The 18,506-nt window shown below is 38.9% G+C and carries 13 protein-coding genes; 7 read left to right on the top strand and 6 right to left on the bottom strand.

Annotation, left to right across the window (positions count from 1 at the left end; all coding sequences use genetic code 11):
- Positions 1–14: 14 nt before the first annotated feature.
- The 3 genes from ilvD (at position 15) to B9T27_RS02495 (ending at position 3,768) form a co-directional block, all read left to right on the top strand.
- On the top strand, positions 15–1,844 hold the full coding sequence (ilvD, locus tag B9T27_RS02505) for a dihydroxy-acid dehydratase (RefSeq protein WP_086205271.1): 1,830 nt from the start codon (positions 15–17) through the stop codon (positions 1,842–1,844).
- Positions 1,845–2,165: 321 nt separating this feature from the next.
- Complete coding sequence (locus tag B9T27_RS02500; protein ID WP_086205415.1) at positions 2,166–3,500, top strand: hypothetical protein; 1,335 nt, start codon at positions 2,166–2,168, stop codon at positions 3,498–3,500.
- A complete protein-coding gene (locus tag B9T27_RS02495) occupies positions 3,481–3,768 on the top strand; it encodes a chorismate mutase (RefSeq protein ID WP_086205270.1) in 288 nt (95 codons plus the stop codon). The genes B9T27_RS02500 and B9T27_RS02495 overlap by 20 nt, the downstream gene beginning before the upstream one ends.
- A 21-nt stretch (positions 3,769–3,789) precedes the next feature.
- Here the strand turns inward: B9T27_RS02495 and B9T27_RS02490 are convergent, their stop codons facing one another.
- Complete coding sequence (locus B9T27_RS02490) at positions 3,790–5,172, bottom strand: glutamine synthetase family protein (RefSeq protein ID WP_228146132.1); 1,383 nt, start codon at positions 5,170–5,172, stop codon at positions 3,790–3,792.
- 210 nt (positions 5,173–5,382) lie between these two features.
- Here B9T27_RS02490 and B9T27_RS02485 point away from each other — a divergent pair, with 210 nt between their 5' ends.
- Positions 5,383–6,126 (top strand): sulfite exporter TauE/SafE family protein, encoded by a 744-nt coding sequence (locus B9T27_RS02485; RefSeq protein WP_086205268.1) that lies wholly within the window; start codon positions 5,383–5,385, stop codon positions 6,124–6,126.
- Positions 6,127–6,153: 27 nt separating this feature from the next.
- Here B9T27_RS02485 and B9T27_RS02480 read toward each other — a convergent pair whose 3' ends face one another.
- The 5 genes from B9T27_RS02480 to B9T27_RS02460 form a co-directional block, all read right to left on the bottom strand.
- On the bottom strand, positions 6,154–7,062 hold the full coding sequence (locus B9T27_RS02480; protein WP_086205267.1) for a LysR family transcriptional regulator: 909 nt from the start codon (positions 7,060–7,062) through the stop codon (positions 6,154–6,156).
- 107 nt (positions 7,063–7,169) lie between these two features.
- A complete protein-coding gene (locus tag B9T27_RS02475; protein ID WP_086205266.1) occupies positions 7,170–8,474 on the bottom strand; it encodes a solute carrier family 23 protein in 1,305 nt (434 codons plus the stop codon).
- A 225-nt stretch (positions 8,475–8,699) separates the two neighbouring features.
- Positions 8,700–9,566 carry a GGDEF domain-containing protein gene (locus B9T27_RS02470; protein WP_171263297.1) on the bottom strand — a complete coding sequence of 289 codons (867 nt, stop codon included), beginning with the start codon at positions 9,564–9,566 and terminating at the stop codon, positions 8,700–8,702.
- A 515-nt stretch (positions 9,567–10,081) separates the two neighbouring features.
- The gene (gene ppc / locus B9T27_RS02465; protein ID WP_086205264.1) at positions 10,082–12,772 is read right to left on the bottom strand and encodes a phosphoenolpyruvate carboxylase; all 2,691 of its coding nucleotides are present in this window, start codon (positions 12,770–12,772) and stop codon (positions 10,082–10,084) included.
- 148 nt (positions 12,773–12,920) lie between these two features.
- The gene (locus B9T27_RS02460) at positions 12,921–13,550 is read right to left on the bottom strand and encodes a TetR/AcrR family transcriptional regulator (RefSeq protein ID WP_086205263.1); all 630 of its coding nucleotides are present in this window, start codon (positions 13,548–13,550) and stop codon (positions 12,921–12,923) included.
- Positions 13,551–13,700: 150 nt separating this feature from the next.
- Between B9T27_RS02460 and B9T27_RS02455 the strand changes: the two genes are divergently transcribed.
- The 3 genes from B9T27_RS02455 to B9T27_RS02445 all read left to right on the top strand — a co-directional run bounded on the left by B9T27_RS02455 (position 13,701) and on the right by B9T27_RS02445 (position 18,493).
- Positions 13,701–14,837, top strand: coding sequence for an efflux RND transporter periplasmic adaptor subunit (locus B9T27_RS02455; protein ID WP_086205262.1), 1,137 nt, complete (start codon positions 13,701–13,703; stop codon positions 14,835–14,837).
- Between the two features lie 8 nt (positions 14,838–14,845).
- On the top strand, positions 14,846–17,974 hold the full coding sequence (locus B9T27_RS02450; protein WP_086205414.1) for an efflux RND transporter permease subunit: 3,129 nt from the start codon (positions 14,846–14,848) through the stop codon (positions 17,972–17,974).
- A gap of 141 nt (positions 17,975–18,115) precedes the next feature.
- A complete protein-coding gene (locus B9T27_RS02445; RefSeq protein ID WP_086205261.1) occupies positions 18,116–18,493 on the top strand; it encodes a hypothetical protein in 378 nt (125 codons plus the stop codon).
- Positions 18,494–18,506: the final 13 nt, after the last annotated feature.

Below are 18,506 nucleotides of genomic sequence, written 5' to 3'. Positions count from 1 at the left end.
GTTGGAAATACACAATGCCTGACTATCGTTCAAAAACATCGACACATGGAAGAAATATGGCTGGTGCGCGTGGCTTATGGCGCGCGACTGGAATGAAAGATGAAGATTTCGGTAAACCAATTATTGCGGTGGTCAACTCATTTACTCAGTTTGTACCGGGGCACGTTCACCTTAAAGATTTAGGTCAGTTAGTTGCTGAACAGATTCAAGCAACAGGTGGTGTTGCCAAAGAATTCAATACGATTGCAGTCGATGATGGCATTGCAATGGGTCATGATGGAATGTTGTATTCGCTTCCTTCACGAGATCTTATTGCGGACTCAGTAGAATACATGGTGAATGCACATTGTGCGGATGCCATGGTCTGTATTTCTAACTGTGACAAAATTACTCCAGGAATGTTGATGGCAGCAATGCGTTTGAACATTCCAGTTGTATTTGTTTCTGGTGGGCCGATGGAAGCCGGCAAAATTAAAATTCGTGGTAATGAAAAAGCTATTGATTTAGTGGATGCCATGATTGTTGCGGCAGATGATAGCTTTACTGATGAAGAAGTCGCTGAATACGAACGCTCTGCTTGTCCGACTTGTGGTTCTTGTTCAGGCATGTTCACAGCAAACTCAATGAACTGTTTAACCGAAGCTTTAGGTTTGTCTTTACCGGGTAATGGTTCAACTTTAGCAACGCATGCTAATCGTAAAAAATTATTCTTAAAAGCTGGCGAGTTAATTGTTAAATTAGCCAAGCAACATTATGAACAAGATGACTACAGCGTATTGCCACGTTCCATTGCAACCAAAGCGGCATTTGAAAATGCGATGACGCTGGATATTTCAATGGGTGGTTCAACCAATACGGTATTGCATTTATTAGCAGCTGCACATGAAGCCGAAGTTGATTTCACTATGACTGACATTGACCGCCTTTCACGTGGTGTGCCGGTATTATGTAAAGTTGCACCAGCGAAACAAGATGTACATATGGAAGATATCCATCGCGCTGGTGGGATTATGTCAATTTTGGGTGAGTTGGATCGAGCTGGTTTATTGGATACATCAGTGCCCACCGTACATGAAAAAACCATGAAAGATGCTTTGGATAAGTGGGATATTATCCGCACTGAAGATGCAGAAGTATATGAGTTTTTCCGTTCAGCACCAGGTGGGGTACCGACGCAAACTGCATTCTCACAAAACCGTTATTATCAAACTTTAGATGGTAACCGTGAAACTGGTGTCATCCGTAATGCTGAACATGCATTCTCGCAAGATGGTGGCTTAGCTGTACTTTACGGGAACATCGCATTAGAAGGTTGTATTGTAAAAACTGCAGGTGTAGATGATTCAATCCTTAAATTCAATGGCACGGCACGGGTCTTTGAAAGCCAAGATGCTGCTGTAGAAAGTATTTTGGGCGGTGGCATTAAAGCTGGTGATGTAGTGGTCATTCGCTATGAAGGTCCACGTGGTGGACCAGGTATGCAAGAAATGCTTTATCCAACCAGTTACTTAAAATCAAAAGGTTTAGGTAAAGACTGTGCCTTACTGACTGATGGTCGTTTCTCTGGTGGTTCATCTGGTCTTTCGATTGGTCATGTTTCGCCTGAAGCTGCGGAAGGCGGTGCTATTGGTTTGGTTGAAGATGGGGATATTATTGAAATTGATATTCCAAACCGAACCATTCATTTAAAAGTAGATGATGCAACGATTGCTGCACGCCGTGAAGCACAGGATGCCCAAGGTTGGCAGCCGAAAGAGCAACGTAAACGTAAAGTCTCTAAAGCATTAAAGGCCTATGCGATGCACACTACCAGCGCATCGAAAGGTGCAGTACGCGAACTTTAATCTGCGAATGGTGTTGTAAAAAATCAACAGATTAAAAAACACCCACCCATTATGGATGGGTGTTTTTTAACATTTAAATCTCATGATTATTGAGCTCTGCATGGAATACTTGGGCTTATCGTTAAGATAAAAAGATGAGCTGATTTGATAGGTAAGCCATATCAAATTGAAAAATTTTGAGTAGTTAACTTTAGATGACAATTTAGTTTTGTATAAAGTCCATCGTGTTTTTTTAGCATCCAGATTGAATGAATGTTATCCTTGAGTGAGTTTCAATCAAAATCTGGAACTCGTTTAGAGTTTATTTTCGGGGCTAATCTCATGTCGCTGTTACGCCGTTGGTTCGATCCAATTCGATCGAGTTGGTTCTATGAAAAGCCGATTCGTCAAAAGGTGTTATCAACAGAACAAGGCTTAAGCATCTATTTGCGTTTAGATGATGTATATAGTTATTTGGCGGTACAACAACTGCCACAGCTAGATGAAATTCTCAGTGATGAATTAAAGCCGTTAAAAGTGATCATTTCTGATACTGCTGCTGAGCCTCCCAATGGCATGAGTCTAGATGAATGGCGTATTTATAGTTTAAATGATGCCAAAATTTTAGCGCATCAACATCGTTTTAGTTATGACGATGAAAAACCAGAACAGCCTAGCCAAGAAGCGTTACAACAAGCAGAAATAATTCTTAGAAATACACCGCTGACTGGTCAAAACTTCCTTTATTTGCTTGAGGATGTGTTTCATATGCTGTGGCAACAGCAATATGGCAAGTTACGGACTTTATTTGTGATGGCGAGTAAGCATCAACAGCCACAAAATTTTCCAGAACGTCGATTTGAACATGTTCCTGTTTTAGAAAGTTATTTTGAGTTCGGTGATCGTAAGTATCATGCAGTCGATGATTTATTACGGCTCACACGTCGTTTAAAACAACAGAAATTATTGATTGATAATCCTATTTTCTTGATTGATCATATTGAATGGCGTGAACATATCGTCAGTGATGCTGAAGAGCTTGCAGAAATTCATGCAATGCATCCTGAGCTAGATTTATATATTGCTTTAGAAGATCCAATCAGTTGGTTGTTGTTGGCTTATATTAAAGAAGAACTGGCCAATTATTATAATATTCAATTGAATGTCTATCCGCTTAGTTATCATGCAAAGGACTTTTTTGATTGGAGTCTAGCAACGCGTTTGTCCAAACGAACTGAAGTTAAATTTACGCCATTTTGTAGACCGACAGTGGATGGTACTTTAAATATGGCACGCTTATTTTATAGTGTGCCAGAAGAGCAACGTGTAGATGCAATATATGAAATTTTGCAGGCTGTATGGACTAAAGGTCAAGATTTAGCCTTTAAGCCACATTTACAGCGATTACAACAAGATTTAGAAATTCAGCATTTAACGGATATTGATGTTGTTGATTTATTAAAAACCAATGATTTGAAATGTGCCGAGAAGCATCAGCCTGATTTTCCTGTTTTAGAATTGAGAGTGGATGGAAAGCAGTATGTTTTTAATAGCTTATATCGTGTGTGGATGATTGAAAGTATCTTGAGTAATGTGTTAGAACAAAAGTATAAAAATGACAATGATGCAGAACTCAAACAGGTAGAAGATAATTCAAATGAAGAAAGAAAAATGTGAGTCGCTTGATCAAGTCCGTGAAAAAATTGATGTGATTGATCAAGCTTTAATTGAGATGATCGCAACACGTCAGTTTTATGTTGATCAAGCTGTGCGTTTTAAGCGTACAGCTGAAGAGGTTCAATCACCTGAGCGTGTGCAACAAGTGATTAATAAAGTACGTCAGAAAGCCATTGATTTAGGTACAAATCCTGATTTGGTTGAAAAGATCTACCGAGAAATGATTCAGCATTTTATTCAAAGGGAATTGAAAGAAATTCGACCTTAAGTTAGTGATTAAATAGAAGCTTTAAAGTCCCCATTGCAGCTCTAAATCTGTAATTTTATTGGCAACTAGCTGGTACTCATATTTTTTGCAGGCAGACCATAATTGTACGAAACTTGCACCTAAGTATTGTTTAAGAATGGCATTGTTCTCAAAGAGCTTTAAAGCATCGATTTGATGATTGGGTAAAAATATTCTTGCATCATGCGGTTTTATTTCATGTGCTGCTTTGGGTAATTTGAGTGCAGTATGTGTTAAGCCATGTAATACACCAATTAAGATGATACTGATACATAGATATGGATTCGCATCAGCACCAGCGACCCGATACTCTAAACGATAGTTTTCTTGATCTGCACAGGGTAGACGAATTGCAACATTACGATTATTGATACCCCAATTGGCCTCTAAAGGTACATGCTGTGCAAACTGAAAGCGTCGAAAAGAGTTAATATTTGGAGCCAGAATTGCCATAGCAGCAGGCATTAATTGAATGAGACTTGCAATAATCTGAGCCATGCATTGATTGGGTTGTTTTCGCTCATCAGTTCCAAATATATTGTGTTGTAATTGATTTAAAAGGCTCATGTGAAAGTGTAAACCACTCCCTGCACTTAACATATTCGGTTTCGCCATGAAGCTGGCATTTAAGCCATTCATTATTGCAATATGTTTTACAATTCGTTTAACCGCCAGAATGTCATCACAAAGTTTTAAAATATCCGAACTATGTTGGAGATTGATTTCGAATTGGCCCGATGAGCTCTCTGCGACAATTGCAGTGACCGCTATATTTTGTTTTTTAGCTTCTATTTCAATGCCTTCTAATACCGTTTGATAATTATGGGGAGCATCAACATCAAAAGATTGCGTTTGACCAAGCTTGTATTCGGTATTACTTTGGTTGGCATATAAATAAAATTCGACCTCGCCAGCCATAACTGGAAAATAGTTCATTTGATTTAATGTTAAGAGTATTTTTTTTAATATATTTCTAGGCTCAAATTCACAGTCTGAGCCATTTTCAGATTTCATTGTTAAATAGAGTTGTGCATGTTTTTCTGATTGGTTCGCACATGGACGTAAAGAGCCTAGAATGGGTAAGCAAAGAGAGTCTGGTTCACCGATATATTTTCCAAGCCCACTTTCTTCAATCACTTTGCCTTCTAAACTCATTGCATAAATAGATAGTGGGAAATAACAACCTTTAGCAAGGCTTCTTAAGCTTTTGATATCAATCCTTTTACCACGTAGATGTCCATTTAAGTCGTGCAGGCAAATATCAATATGCTCAGTCTCAGGATATTGATTTAAGTACTGATCAACTTCTAATAAAAATAGATCCGCATCTTTAGACTCTACATAAACAGCATGTATGGAATCTGAAGTTTGATCATAAATCGGCATATTCATATTTTTAACATCGAATAGAGATAAAAAATTATAGAAATATTGTGTTCAACAGTAACGTAAAAAGAGTGTAAATTTTTAGTTCTTTAGACGATGAGCACGAGGAAGATAGCCTCAATATTTGATTGAGCCCGCCTTCCAGAAACAATGATTTTTTGATGCCAGATCTTTCTATAACATTGAGTTAAAGTACTAAGGGTAGTGTTCATGTTGTGGTTTGTAATTGGTGTATTTACGCTAGCAGGTATGATTAAAGGAACCCTTGGGCTTGGTTTGCCTGCGGTTGCTATGGGATTATTGACTTTGGTGATTAGTCCATTTCAGGCAGCCACACTGTTGATTGTGCCCTCAATGGTGACCAATTTTTGGCAACTTTTTGCCGAGGGCCGCGTATTACAACTGATCCGCCGTTTTTGGCCTTTATTGATGGGGATTGTTATTGGTTCGATCTGGAGTGTTTTTCCCACGTTAAGCCAGAGTAATCATCGTTTTCAGAGTGAAGCTTTGCTAGGAAGTATGTTAGCGCTGTATGGAGTATATGGTTTGTTTGCTACGAGTATGCCTAATCTTGCTCCACATCAAAAATGGTTGTCGCCAATTGTGGGTTATTTAGGGGGAGCATTAACGGTTGCAACAGGTGTAGTTGTGATTCCTGTTGTACCCTATTTGCAATCATTGCACTTAAAGCGCGATGATCTGGTTCAGTCTTTAGGTTTAGCCTTTACGGTTTCTACCATTTGTTTGGCAGTATTCTTACATCAGAATCCAGTTGCAAATATACCTATTGATTACAAAATGTCGCTGATGGCACTTATACCAGCTTTGCTTGGAATGTGGATTGGAACAAAAATTCGCTATCGTATTCCTGAGCAAAAATTTCGTAAAATGTTCTTTCTCGGATTGGTTGTTTTTGGTGTTTATATGGTTTTGCACCAATTTGGTGTGATCTAGTTTGTTTTTTTAGATTAAAAAGTAGGCTTAACTTGAACGTGATAGCATCGACTTTTGAGAAATCAAAAAATGTGCAAAGTGTTGATAAGCAATAGGCAAGGCATCGAAATTTTGTGCAGCCAATAAAAGTTTACGATTTGCCCAATTTCCAACCAATTCAATTTGATGAAATGCATAAATTTCATTTAAGTGTTTGGCTGCACGTTTAGGCATAATGGCAATACCAACACCATTCGCGACCACTTGTGCAATAGCTGCAAAATTAGGTAAACGTAGCCGATATTGAATGATACAACCTAAAGTTTGTGCTTGAGTTTCAATTGATTGTTGTAGCGAATGGTATGGCATGAGGCCCACAAATGGATAGTTTAAGCTCTCAATAAGTTTGATTTTAGTTTGATGATTAAGTTCATGGGCGATAGGGCAAATTAAAACTAAAGGATCCTCTGAAAATTCCAAAGTTTGTAATTGATGTGTCGGAAAAAAACTTGAAATTAGGCCTAGTTTTGCGCTACCTTTTTCTAAAGCTTGAATAATATCGCTACTTTCCGCCTCTTTTAAATCAATTTGTATATGTGGATTTTCAATTAAATACTGGGGCAGGAGTATTGGTAAGTATTCACTTTGGGCAGATGAATTACACCACAGTGTCATTTCAGATGTTAAACCTGTCGAAAAAGGAAGCATGATTTGTTGCAATTGCTTAGTCTGCTGCATCAATAATTGAGCTTGTTCTGTAAATACTTGGCCTGCTACCGTGAGTCTTACTCCCGTGGCATGCCGTGTAAAAAGGTTGGTGGAGAATTGTTGTTCCAGTTTTTTAATACGTTCACTGGCAGCTTGTAAGGAAATAGATGAACGTTTGGCTCCTTGAGTGAGGCTGCCTGTATCTACAATATTCAGAAAAAGTTGTAAGTCAAAAAAGTCGAGGCGCATCAATGGTCATACTCAACTGAAAAGAGTCTTTATTTTACTCAAAAATTCAATTTAAAAAAATAAGGTATAAAAAAACAGCCTTTCGGCTGTTCTAAATGTTTCAATAATTATGCTTTTTTGTCATTTAAGCTAAAGAACCAATTAAGAATAAGAGCTGCAAAAGTAGCAGTACCAATGCCACCCAAATTGAAATTACCAAATTGAAGGGCGAAATCACCTGTACCTAAAATAATGGTTACGGCAGCAACCATCAAATTTTTATTTTGTGAAAAATCAACCTTGTTTTCAATCCAAATTTTAGCACCAGCTATGGTAATTAAACCAAAAACCACAATAGATGCACCAGTTAAAATCGCCGTTGGAATAGTATGAATGATTGCACCAAATTTAGGTGAAAGACCTAAGAAAATAGCAAACACACCAGCTATGACAAAGACGATGGTGGAGTAAACTCGCGTAACTGCCATTACACCAATATTTTCACCATAGGTGGTCATACCTGGAGCACCTACTCCACCAGATAAAGTAGTGGCAATACCATCTGCTACAAAAGCTTTACCAATTTGTGGGTCAAGATTCTCCCCAGTCATGGCACTGACTGCTTTAATATGACCTAAGTTTTCAGCCACTAAAATTAATGCAATAGGCGCAATAATGAGCATTGCGTTCAAATCGAATTGCGGAGAATGAAAGCTTGGCATACCAAACCATGCCGCTTCTTGAATTGGGGTGAAATTAATCGGTGTGCCATTTCCCATTACATTAGAAACGATGTAATAGATGAAATATGCAGAAAGTAAACCGACCAATAGCAACAGGCGTTGTAATAAGCCTTTGGTAAATACCGCAATAGATCCCATACATAAGACAGTGACTAAAGCCATCCACATATTAAAATTATTGCCGGTTACACCTTTAACCGTTACTGGCGCAAGATTTAAACCAATGATCATGACTACGGCACCTGTGACTACGGGTGGCATCAGTTTTTCAATCCATCGGGTGCCAGTCGCCATGACAATAAAACCAAAAATGGCATATAAAATACCACAAGCCATAATACCGCCAGCAGCTAGAGCTAAATTGGCATTCGGTGCACCTGTACCTGATGCGGTATATCCTGTAGCAGCAATCACCACACCAATAAAGGCAAAACTTGAACCTAAATAGCTCGGAACACGGCCACCAGTAATAAAGAAAAACAAGATCGTACAAATCCCTGACATTAAAATCGCAAGATTTGGATCAAAACCCATTAAAAATGGAGCAAGTACCGTGGCACCAAACATCGCAAAGGCGTGTTGAATCCCTAAAACTGCACTTTGTGCAGGGGGAAGATATTCATTGGTACCTACTGGTCGGGCATTAATATTTCCGTCATATGGACGCCATTTGGGAAACCAGTTGGACATAAAATGAGCGCTCAAAAAACAAATTGAGCACATCATACTCTTTCTTGAGTTGAGTTTTAACGTTTTTAGTTAAACTAAGAATTTGGTATTGTTGAATTTTATACTGTTATTTACCAATTGGTAAAATGTAAAACTATGTAAGGGAAAAGAATTTAACCTTTAAACTCAGTAAAAAATGAATTTAATCGCTTAAAAATTTATTGATCTCGATTAGTTTGAAATATTTTAGCTAAAAGATGAATCAGTTTGATAATTAATTTTTTGATGGGCAACTTGAATACAATTTCTGCCAAAACTTTTAGCCTGATATAACATCTGATCAGCAGCTAAGAGCAGGTCACGTTGCTGATAACCTTGTTGCACAGATGAGCATAGCCCAAAACTTGCAGTAAACCTTATAGTTGTACCTTTGTAGATAAGTGCATAGTTTTCAATCGCCTTTCTACAACGTTCAAGAATTTTTTTTGCGGTTATAATTTTAGTATTAGAAAGAATAATAACGAATTCCTCCCCCCCAAAACGACCAATAAAATCTTGTTGCCGTAAAGTTAAAAGCAGAATTTGAGCAATGGTTTTGAGAACTTCATCTCCACAATCATGACCATACTGATCATTAATTTTTTTAAAGCAATCAATATCTAGTAAGGCAATACAAAGCGGTAATTGATGTGGTGCTGAATTATTTTTAATTTTTTCAAACTTTTCGCTAAATCCACGACGATTTAAAATTTGAGTTAGAGGATCAAGGATCATTAAAGTACGTTGATCTTGCTCTCGAGCGGTCCAACGGTCTAAACAAGCATTAAATAAGCCTAATAAAATGGTTCCGACAAACGTACTGATCCCTAAATTGAGCACAATCATATAGGTCTGCATACTTTGAGAGACGAGGGTATAGGGTCTGTAGATGGGTGCGTATGGAATGATATTTAGAATATTTAGAATACTACTGATATATAAAATTAATAAGCAAGGCAGTGTGCCCCAAATGACAATTTTTCGATCAAAGAGTAATAAACCTGAAAAAATAGAACCTATGGTAAAAACACCCGTCACGATACTCATGATGCCAGTAAAGTACCCAATACTCATGAGTGAACTACTATAAAAACCGATACAGAGTATAGGAAAGTAGTATTCATTTTTGGGGGTAGACTTCAGATAATAACTAAGTATGAAGAGAATAATTGAAATACTGATATAGATGTAAAGGCAGAGTAAAATCAGCGGTAAAATTACGGTATTTAATATTTCATAATGATAATTAGTGATCAGCAATAGACAAAAAAAAGTATGAAAAAAAATTAGAATTAGACTAACGGCACGGGATTTTTGAATATTATTTAATTCAAGTAAATGAGCATAGCCTTGGTTCATGCGATTAAATCGAGACAATAACCAAGTGAACATTAACTTATGAATACGCATGCTCAACGCTCACCTAGGGGTATAGTCCATTGGTTATAATATAAGCATAAGTGATTTTTTTTCAAGCATTTTCATCTGCTTTATCAATATATTGTTTTAGATGTTGAGATTTGTGTTTGCTTATTGAGTATAAAAAAAGGGCACAGATAATCTGGGCCCTTTTTGATATGATATTAATCTTAGCCTGTATTTCGTAACCCAGCTGCAATCCCTGCAATACTGACCATTAAGGCGTGATCTACAGGTGTATGTTCCGCTGGACATTCAGCTAAATAACCTCGACGCCGTTTCATGAGTTCTGCTTGCAGCAAGTGTAGCGGTAATAAATATGGTTTACGTACTTTCATCGATTGATCCAGCACATCATTGCTGCTAAGCAATTTTGATTCACCTTTCATTGCCAATAACGTCTGTACAGCATCATGCAAACGTTGACGTAATGCAGCACCAAGTACCTTTAAATCAGAATCATCGGTTAAATGTGACTCATAATATAAAGCCACATGCTGATCAGCCTTAGATAACACCATTTCCAACATATCAATTAGCGTCTGGAAATAGGGCCACTGCTGTAGCATTTCATCTAATATAGGTTTTTGACCTTGATCAATCACTTGGTTAATCGCGGCACCAGTACCCAACCATGCTGGTAGCATCAAACGAATTTGAGTCCATGCAAAGACCCATGGAATAGCGCGTAATGATTCAATGCCACCACTGACTTTACGTTTTGCAGGACGTGAACCCAAAGGCAACATTTGTAATTCAAGCTCAGGGGTGACTGTGCGTAGGTATTTCACAAAATGTGGATTTTCACGAACGGTTTGACGATATACCTGTACCGATAAATCGGTCATTGTATCCATCAGATCGCGCCATTCTTGGTGTGGTTCAGGCGGTGGGAGTAAGGTTGCTTCTAACGTTGCAGCTGTATAAATTTCTAAATTTTGTAGTGCAATTTCTTCTAGACCAAATTTAAAGCGAATCATTTCACCTTGTTCAGTGACACGAATTGCCCCTGAAATTGAACCTGGTGGTTGTGAAAATAATGCCTGTTGCGTAGGTGCGCCACCACGACTAATTGACCCTCCACGTCCGTGGAATAATGTTAATTTAACCTCATGTTGCTTAGCAATTGCAGTCAACTGCTCTTGAGCACGATATTGTGCCCAATTGGCTGACATAAAACCGGCATCTTTGGCAGAGTCTGAGTAGCCAATCATCACTTCATGCTGCCCTTGAATATGCTGTTTGTACCAATGCATATTGAACAAAGTACTCATGGTTTGTGAAGCACCGTCTAAATCTTTCAGGGTTTCAAACAATGGGACTACGCGTAAAGGATGCTCAATTCCAGCTTCTTTCTGCAATAGCAGTACCGCTAAAACATCACTCGGATATTCCGCCATAGAAATAATATAGGCCCCTAAACTTTCTTTCGGCTGTTCTGCTAAAGTTCGCATGGTGGCAAAGACTTCTTGTACATCTGGATGCTCAATCAGGCTACCTAGAGGCTCACTTAAATGCTTGGGTAATAGTGGGCGTTTGCTTTGTAATTCTTGTAATAAGAAGTTTTGACGTGCTTGTTCCGTCCATGTTTCAAAGTTGCCTAGACCTAAATATTCGGTAATTGCAGAAATGGCTTGGCGATGACGTCCTGACTCTTGTCGAATATCGAGTTTTAACAGCTCTATTCCAAAACAATTTACTCGATTGATAAAATCCAGTAATTTGCCGTTGGCAATTTCAGGTAAATTGCAGGTCATGAGGGAACGATAGCAGAGCAAGAGTGGCTGTAGTAATTCATCTTTATGGTGAATAATTTGGCTTCGATCAACCTCAGAATGTTGACCTTGTAATTTATCTGCCAACCACTGGCGTGTTGTTTTTAAGCATTCCCGTGTAGCACGTAGATATTCACGATATGGTTCTGGATGTTGTATACCAAGGGCTTGGGTTAATTCATTGCTACAGGTTTGAATTGAAAGTTCCCAACGTAAATCTTCAATATCACGCAAATATAAGTCAGCTGCTTTCCAACGAGAGAGCCACAATACTTCTTGGGTAACATTATGCGTTACATTGGGGTTGCCATCACGGTCACCCCCCATCCATGAGGCAAAACGAATTGGAGCGATGTCTAAAGGCAAACTTTTTTCACACTGACTTTCGACCAATTCATTCAGCTCACGAATGAATTTGGGTACAGCATTCCATAAGGTTTGTTCAATCGTCGTAAAGCCCCATTTGGCTTCATCGATTGGCGTAGGACGATGTTGACGGATTTCATCGGTTTGCCATGCAGAACAGACCAATTGTTTTAAATCGGCTAAGACTTTAGCACGTTGTTTCGGGGTTAGTTTTTGTTGATCAAACTGAGATAGGCAATCATTAATACCATCATATTTTTGAATGAGCGTGCGACGGCTGACTTCTGTCGGATGTGCCGTGAGGACCAATTCAATTTTGAGTTCACAAATTTGTTGATACAAAGTATCCGCTGAAATTTGTTTTTCTTTAAATTTTTTGAATAAGTGATCAAGGACATTTGGAGAGGGTGCATTTTCGTCAAATTCACTTTGACGACGACTGCGTACCACATGGTATTGCTCAGCGATATTGGCGAAGTTTAGAAAGTGCGAAAAAGCACGAGTCAGGGGCAGAATTTCATCATCTTTCAAATTTAGAAAGAGTTGTTCAAGTTGTTTTTCTGCTTCAATTTGACCATCTCGCGCTCCTTTTGCTAAAGCACGAATTTGCTCAATCTGATTAAACAAATCTTGGCCTGCATGTTCTTTTAGGGTTTCTCCTAAAATATTTCCAAGTAAGCGTACATCTTCACGCAGTGGAGCATCAATTTGTTGAATCATTTTTCACTCTCCGATTCTTATTATTTCGACTATAGCGCGAAATAATGGCATTCCAAGCAGGGGCATACAAAAGTATGTAAAGTTTTGCTTAATTCGCTATTCGCTGATTGAGTATGCCTGAATCGATTTAAGGGTGTTATTTAGAATTTTAATAGGATGCAATGGCATTATATTTAAGAAGGAATAGTTCCATACTATCTAAAATGATGTACTGTTTTTCGAAAGCTGTTGGTGGCTGTCTAATTCCCAGTAAAACCTCATGATGTCTAAGTCCGAGTAATAGCGATAAAATTAAATCAGTTTGTTTTTCAATTTCTGCAACTCGAATAAATCCAAGCTGTATTGCTTGTTGAAAAAAATCTTGCCATACCAAACACATTCGTTGATGTGAGGCATTATAAAATTGTAGTGCTAACGGATTTTGTTCTGCTGCAAGTTCTAATAATAAATGTTCAAGTTTGAGTGCTTCTGGCAAGTAAATGACGTTTAAGGCTAATTCACAGGCATGGAAAAATGCTTGCTGAAAATTACAATCTGCTTCTAAGGTCAAAGGACGTGCACTGATTGATTCTTCACAGGTTTCCTCAATTGCACAAGTAAATAAATTTTCTTTATCTTTGAAATGGTTATATACCGTTAATTTGGTCACGCCTGCTTCTTTGGCTATTTGATTCATACTGGAACCGTGATAGCCATTTTTTAAAAACAAAGCCTTTGAAGCTTGTAAAATTTGTTTTCGTTTTTCTAAGTCCTTCGGACGCCCTGCTGTTGTTTGCACTCTATATTCCAAAAAAAAGAAAAAAGGTCATTTACTTTTAATACAATTCACAATTAATGTACCATGCGGTATATTAATTAAAATTACATCAAATTAGTATCCCTGACTATATTTTGCCTGAAAAAAAGCATTTGAATAAGAGCATTGCGTATGAGTATTTTTAAATCCACCGTAATTTACCTGATGGTGATTTGCAGCATTACATTGTGGGGTTGTAGTAAATCAATACCTGAAGTCGAACAAATCCCCTTAGTGATGGTGACTCAACCAAGTACAACTCAGCATGAGCAACAAAGTTATGCTGGAGATGTACAAGCTCGACAACAAACAGCGCTGGCATTTCGGGTGGGTGGGCAAATCATTGAGCGATATGTCGATGTAGGAGATCGCGTTAAAATTGGACAAGTTTTAGCAAAATTAGATGTTAAAGATGCTCAACTGCAATTAAATTCGGCCAAAGCACAACTTGAAAGTGCGCAATCTGCGGTCAAAATTACAGCTGATGAATTTAAACGCTTTCAACAACTTTTACCGATGAATGCGGTGAGTCGTTCACAATATGATGTTGTCAAAAACCAGTACGATGCAGCTCAAGCAACCCTTAAACAAGCACAATCGAATTACGCTGTATCGGCAAATCAAACAGGTTATAACCAACTTGTTGCCAACAAAAGTGGGGTTATTACGGCTCGTAATATTGAAATTGGGCAAGTGATTGCCGCGGGGCAAGCTGCTTTTCAATTGGCGATTGATGGTGAACGTGAGGTAGTGATTGGGGTGCCTGAACAAGCGATTTCTGACATTCGAGTGGGGCAAACTGCATGGGTGACACTATGGTCGAAGCCTGAAGATAAATTTACGGCATATATCCGTGAGATTTCACCAGCAGCCGATCAATCACGGACTTTTAGTGTCAAAGTTGCTTTAAAACAAGGGCAATCGAATATTCAACTCGGCCAAAGTGCACGTGTATTTTTGAGTAATAATACTCAGAATGTACTGAGTGTCCCACTCTCAAGTGTTTCAGCAACTGATCATCAAGCTTATGTCTGGGTCGTTAATCCTAATCAAACTCTGCATAAAGTACCTGTGACTTTAGGTGCATATGGGCGCGATAGTGTGCCCATTTTGAGTGGTCTAAATGCGAACGCATGGGTCGTGGTCGGTGGTGTACATTTACTACAAGAAAAACAAAAGATTCACCCTGTAGATCGTGAAAATCGTGCTGTGACCATCCAAAATGTTACTCATGCAGCAGAGACACCACTGACAGGAGTAAGTTCATGAGCTCAGGCATGAAATTTAACTTGTCTGAATGGGCACTGAATAATAAAGGTCTCGTCTTATATTTGATGATTCTGCTGAGTATTGTTGGCTTTTTTTCATTTTCCAAATTATCTCAGAGCGAAGACCCGCCATTTACCTTTAAGGTCATGGTGGTACAGACATATTGGCCAGGCGCAACAGCTCAAGAAGTTTCTTTACAAGTTACCGATAAAATTGAAAAAGAATTAATGAGTACCGGCTTATATGACCGCATTACGGCATATTCGCGTCCGGGTGAGTCGATGGTGATGTTTATTGCCAAAGATACTTTAAAATCAAGTCAAATCCCTGATGTTTGGTATCAAGCCCGTAAGAAAGTAGGTGATATTCAGCATCAATTGCCGAGTGGGGTACAGGGGCCTTTTTTTAATGATGAATTTGGTGATACCTTTGGCAATATTTATGTGCTAACAGGTAAAGATTTTAACTATGCCACCTTAAAAGAATATGCAGATCGGATACAACTGCAATTACAACGAGTGAAAGATGTCAGCAAAGTTGATTTAGTTGGCTTACAAGATCAAAAAATTTGGATTGAAATCTCTAATACTAAAGCTGTGCAATTGGGGATTCCGGTCACGGCCATTCAAGAGGCGTTAGCCAAACAAAATAGTGTGACTGGTGCAGGTTTTTTTGAAACTGGCACAGATCGTATCCAAGTGCGTGTGAGTGGGCCTTTACAAAATATTGACGATTTGAAAAAAATGCCGCTCTTGGTTGGAGATAAAACCATTCAATTGGGCGATGTGGCTGAGGTATATCGAGGTTTTAGTGATCCGGCTCAACCCCGCATGCGCTTTATGGGCGAAAATGGAATTGGGGTCGCGGTTTCTATGCGTAAAGGCGGAGATATCATTGCCTTAGGCAAAAACCTTGAAGCAGAATTTAAACAGCTACAAAAGACATTACCTTTGGGGATGGAATTAAAGAAAGTTTCAGATCAACCTGTCGCTGTACAACGCAGTATTCATGAGTTTGTGAAGGTTTTAGCGGAGGCCGTGATTATTGTTCTATTGGTCAGTTTCTTTTCACTGGGCTTTAGAACAGGATTAGTGGTGGCTCTTTCGATACCACTGGTATTGGCAATGACTTTTGCAGGCATGAATTTATTTGATGTCGGGCTGCATAAAATTTCACTGGGAGCACTAATTTTAGCACTCGGCTTATTAGTCGATGACGCCATTATTGCAGTTGAAATGATGGCGATTAAAATGGAGCAGGGCTATAGCCGAGTTAAGGCCGCAGGCTTTGCTTGGACCAGTACCGCTTTCCCAATGCTGACAGGAACATTAATTACTGCAGCAGGTTTTTTACCAATCGCAACCGCTGCATCCAGTACAGGTGAATACACCCGTTCAATTTTCCAAGTGGTGACGCTGGCATTAATTGTATCTTGGATTGCCGCCGTATTGTTTGTGCCGTATCTGGGCGATAAATTATTACCTGATTTTACTAAAGTTGCGCAAAAAGCGCCATGGTATCAGGTGTTATGGGCAAGATTAAGAAATCAACCAGAACCTACACCGATAGTGCATCATGTCGGTGAACATTATGACCCTTATCAATCAAAGTTTTATCAAAGTTTTAGAAAAGTTGTGAATTGGTGTATTGGCTATCGTAAAACAGTCATTGCGATTACCGTGGGGATCTTTGTCCTTTCTCTGGTGATGTTTAAGTTCGTACCACAACAGTTTTTCCCGCCATCGAATCGTACCGAAATTTTGGTGGACTTAAAGCTTGAGGAAGGTGCTTCACTGACTGCCACTGAACATGCGGTAGAAAAAGTAGAGAAATTTTTAGCGCAGCAAAAAGGTATTGATAACTATGTGGCTTATGTTGGGACGGGTTCACCGCGGTTCTACTTGCCACTTGATCAACAAATGCCACAGGCCAGTTTTGCCCAGTTTGTCGTTTTAGCATCATCCTTAGATGATCGTGATGAAATTCGTAAATCATTAGATGAACAAATTCGTAAATTACTGCCAGATGTACGTACTCGTGTTTCATTGTTGGAAAATGGTCCACCTGTGGGTTATCCGATCCAATATCGTGTTTCAGGAGAGGATTTAAATACGGTACGTCAATTGGCACAACAGCTTTCTAAAACTATTGCTCAGAATCCAAATGTGAGCAATGTACATTTAGATTGGGGTGAGCCCAGCAAAATGATCTCGCTAGATATTGATCAGGATCGTGCACGCCAACTAGGTGTCACTTCACAAGATTTAGCCAACTTTTTAAATAGCTCAATTAGTGGTGCGGTGATTAATCAATATCGTGAGAAGCGAGAGCTGATTGATATTCGTATTCGAGGTGTACAGGCTGAACGTTTAGATGTCGCGGCATTATCAAGTCTTGCGGTACCAACGACGAAAGGCACAACGGTACCCTTGTCACAAATTGCCCATATTCAATATAAATTTGAAGATGGTTTGATTTGGCATCGTAACCGTCTACCGACCATTACTGTTCGTGCAGATATGCGTACGCATTTACAACCAGCAACGGTAGTGAATGAAATGGCGAACTCGATTGAAAAATTGCGTGCAGAATTACCTGCTGGTTATTTACTAGAAGTGGGGGGCACAGTTGAAGAGTCTGCACGAGGACAAAGTTCTGTGAATGCGGGTATGCCATTGTTCTTGGCGGTGGTGTTTACCTTACTGATGATTCAGTTGAAAAGTATTTCGAGATCATTCATTGTATTTTTAACTGCACCCTTGGGTTTAATTGGGGTGGTATTATTCCTGTTATTATTTAATAAGCCTTTCGGTTTTGTAGCGATGCTTGGGACGATTGCACTATCTGGTATGATTATGCGAAATTCACTGATTTTAATCGATCAGATTGAGCAAGATATCCGTGCCGGACAAGATCAGTGGAATGCCATTTTGGATGCAACGGTTCGCCGTTTCAGGCCGATTATTTTAACTGCGCTTGCTGCTGTATTAGCCATGATCCCACTTTCAAGGAGTATTTTCTTTGGTCCAATGGCCGTGGCCATTATGGGGGGATTAATTGTGGCAACCTTCTTGACCTTATTTTTCTTACCTGCATTATATGCAACTTGGTTTAAGGTGCAGAAACCAACGAATTAGGTCGAGTTTTTTGTGAATATTAGGTGCGAAATATTGAAAAATTCAATATAGTAGCATCTAATCTTTGATAGAAAATAACACAGGAAATTTCATTGCATAAAATTAAATGAACATGCAATGGATAGAGGTATATAAACACCTATGGGGCGAGACAATTTAGAGCAGCATCGTCGATACATCACGATCTCTTATGTTTGTATGTTTCTTGCATTATTTACCATTGTAACTGCAGTCATTTCATATTGGCTGGCACGAAAAGTGGTTCAAGTAGATAATGCGGAAGTCTGGATGCATGCCCAAGCATTATGGGTGATGCGTAGCGTGATCTTATTTATGCTTCTGGCTGTTTTTGCTGCATTATGGTTTATTCCGCTGATTTTCTTTTATTGGGATAGCTTTCTTTGGGTTAAAGCTTGCACTGTGATTGGTGTCGTTTTTAGCGCAATTGCATGGCTCTATCTTCTCAATGCATGGTTAAAAGGCTTTAGTAAGTATCTTAAGAACAAAGCTGTATTCTAAAATTTTTCTGATA

The sequence above is a fragment of the Acinetobacter sp. ANC 4648 genome, assembly GCF_002135345.1.
Classification (GTDB): Bacteria; Pseudomonadota; Gammaproteobacteria; order Pseudomonadales; family Moraxellaceae; genus Acinetobacter.
This window is presented reverse-complemented; position numbering and strand designations above follow the sequence as displayed.

Bases quoted from the DNA above. Each gene is read 5' to 3' on its own strand.
- ilvD (WP_086205271.1), top strand. From the start codon at position 15: ATGCCTGACTATCGTTCAAAAACATCGACACATGGAAGAAATATGGCT.
- B9T27_RS02495 (WP_086205270.1), top strand. From the start codon at position 3,481: ATGAAGAAAGAAAAATGTGAGTCGCTTGATCAAGTCCGTGAAAAAATT.
- B9T27_RS02445 (WP_086205261.1), top strand. From the start codon at position 18,116: ATGGGGCGAGACAATTTAGAGCAGCATCGTCGATACATCACGATCTCT.
- B9T27_RS02500 (WP_086205415.1), top strand. From the start codon at position 2,166: ATGTCGCTGTTACGCCGTTGGTTCGATCCAATTCGATCGAGTTGGTTC.
- B9T27_RS02480 (WP_086205267.1), bottom strand. From the start codon at position 7,062: ATGCGCCTCGACTTTTTTGACTTACAACTTTTTCTGAATATTGTAGAT.
- B9T27_RS02470 (WP_171263297.1), bottom strand. From the start codon at position 9,566: ATGAGTATTGGGTACTTTACTGGCATCATGAGTATCGTGACGGGTGTT.
- B9T27_RS02455 (WP_086205262.1), top strand. From the start codon at position 13,701: ATGAGTATTTTTAAATCCACCGTAATTTACCTGATGGTGATTTGCAGC.
- ppc (WP_086205264.1), bottom strand. From the start codon at position 12,772: ATGATTCAACAAATTGATGCTCCACTGCGTGAAGATGTACGCTTACTT.
- B9T27_RS02475 (WP_086205266.1), bottom strand. From the start codon at position 8,474: ATGTCCAACTGGTTTCCCAAATGGCGTCCATATGACGGAAATATTAAT.
- B9T27_RS02490 (WP_228146132.1), bottom strand. From the start codon at position 5,172: ATGCCGATTTATGATCAAACTTCAGATTCCATACATGCTGTTTATGTA.
- B9T27_RS02485 (WP_086205268.1), top strand. From the start codon at position 5,383: ATGTTGTGGTTTGTAATTGGTGTATTTACGCTAGCAGGTATGATTAAA.
- B9T27_RS02450 (WP_086205414.1), top strand. From the start codon at position 14,846: ATGAAATTTAACTTGTCTGAATGGGCACTGAATAATAAAGGTCTCGTC.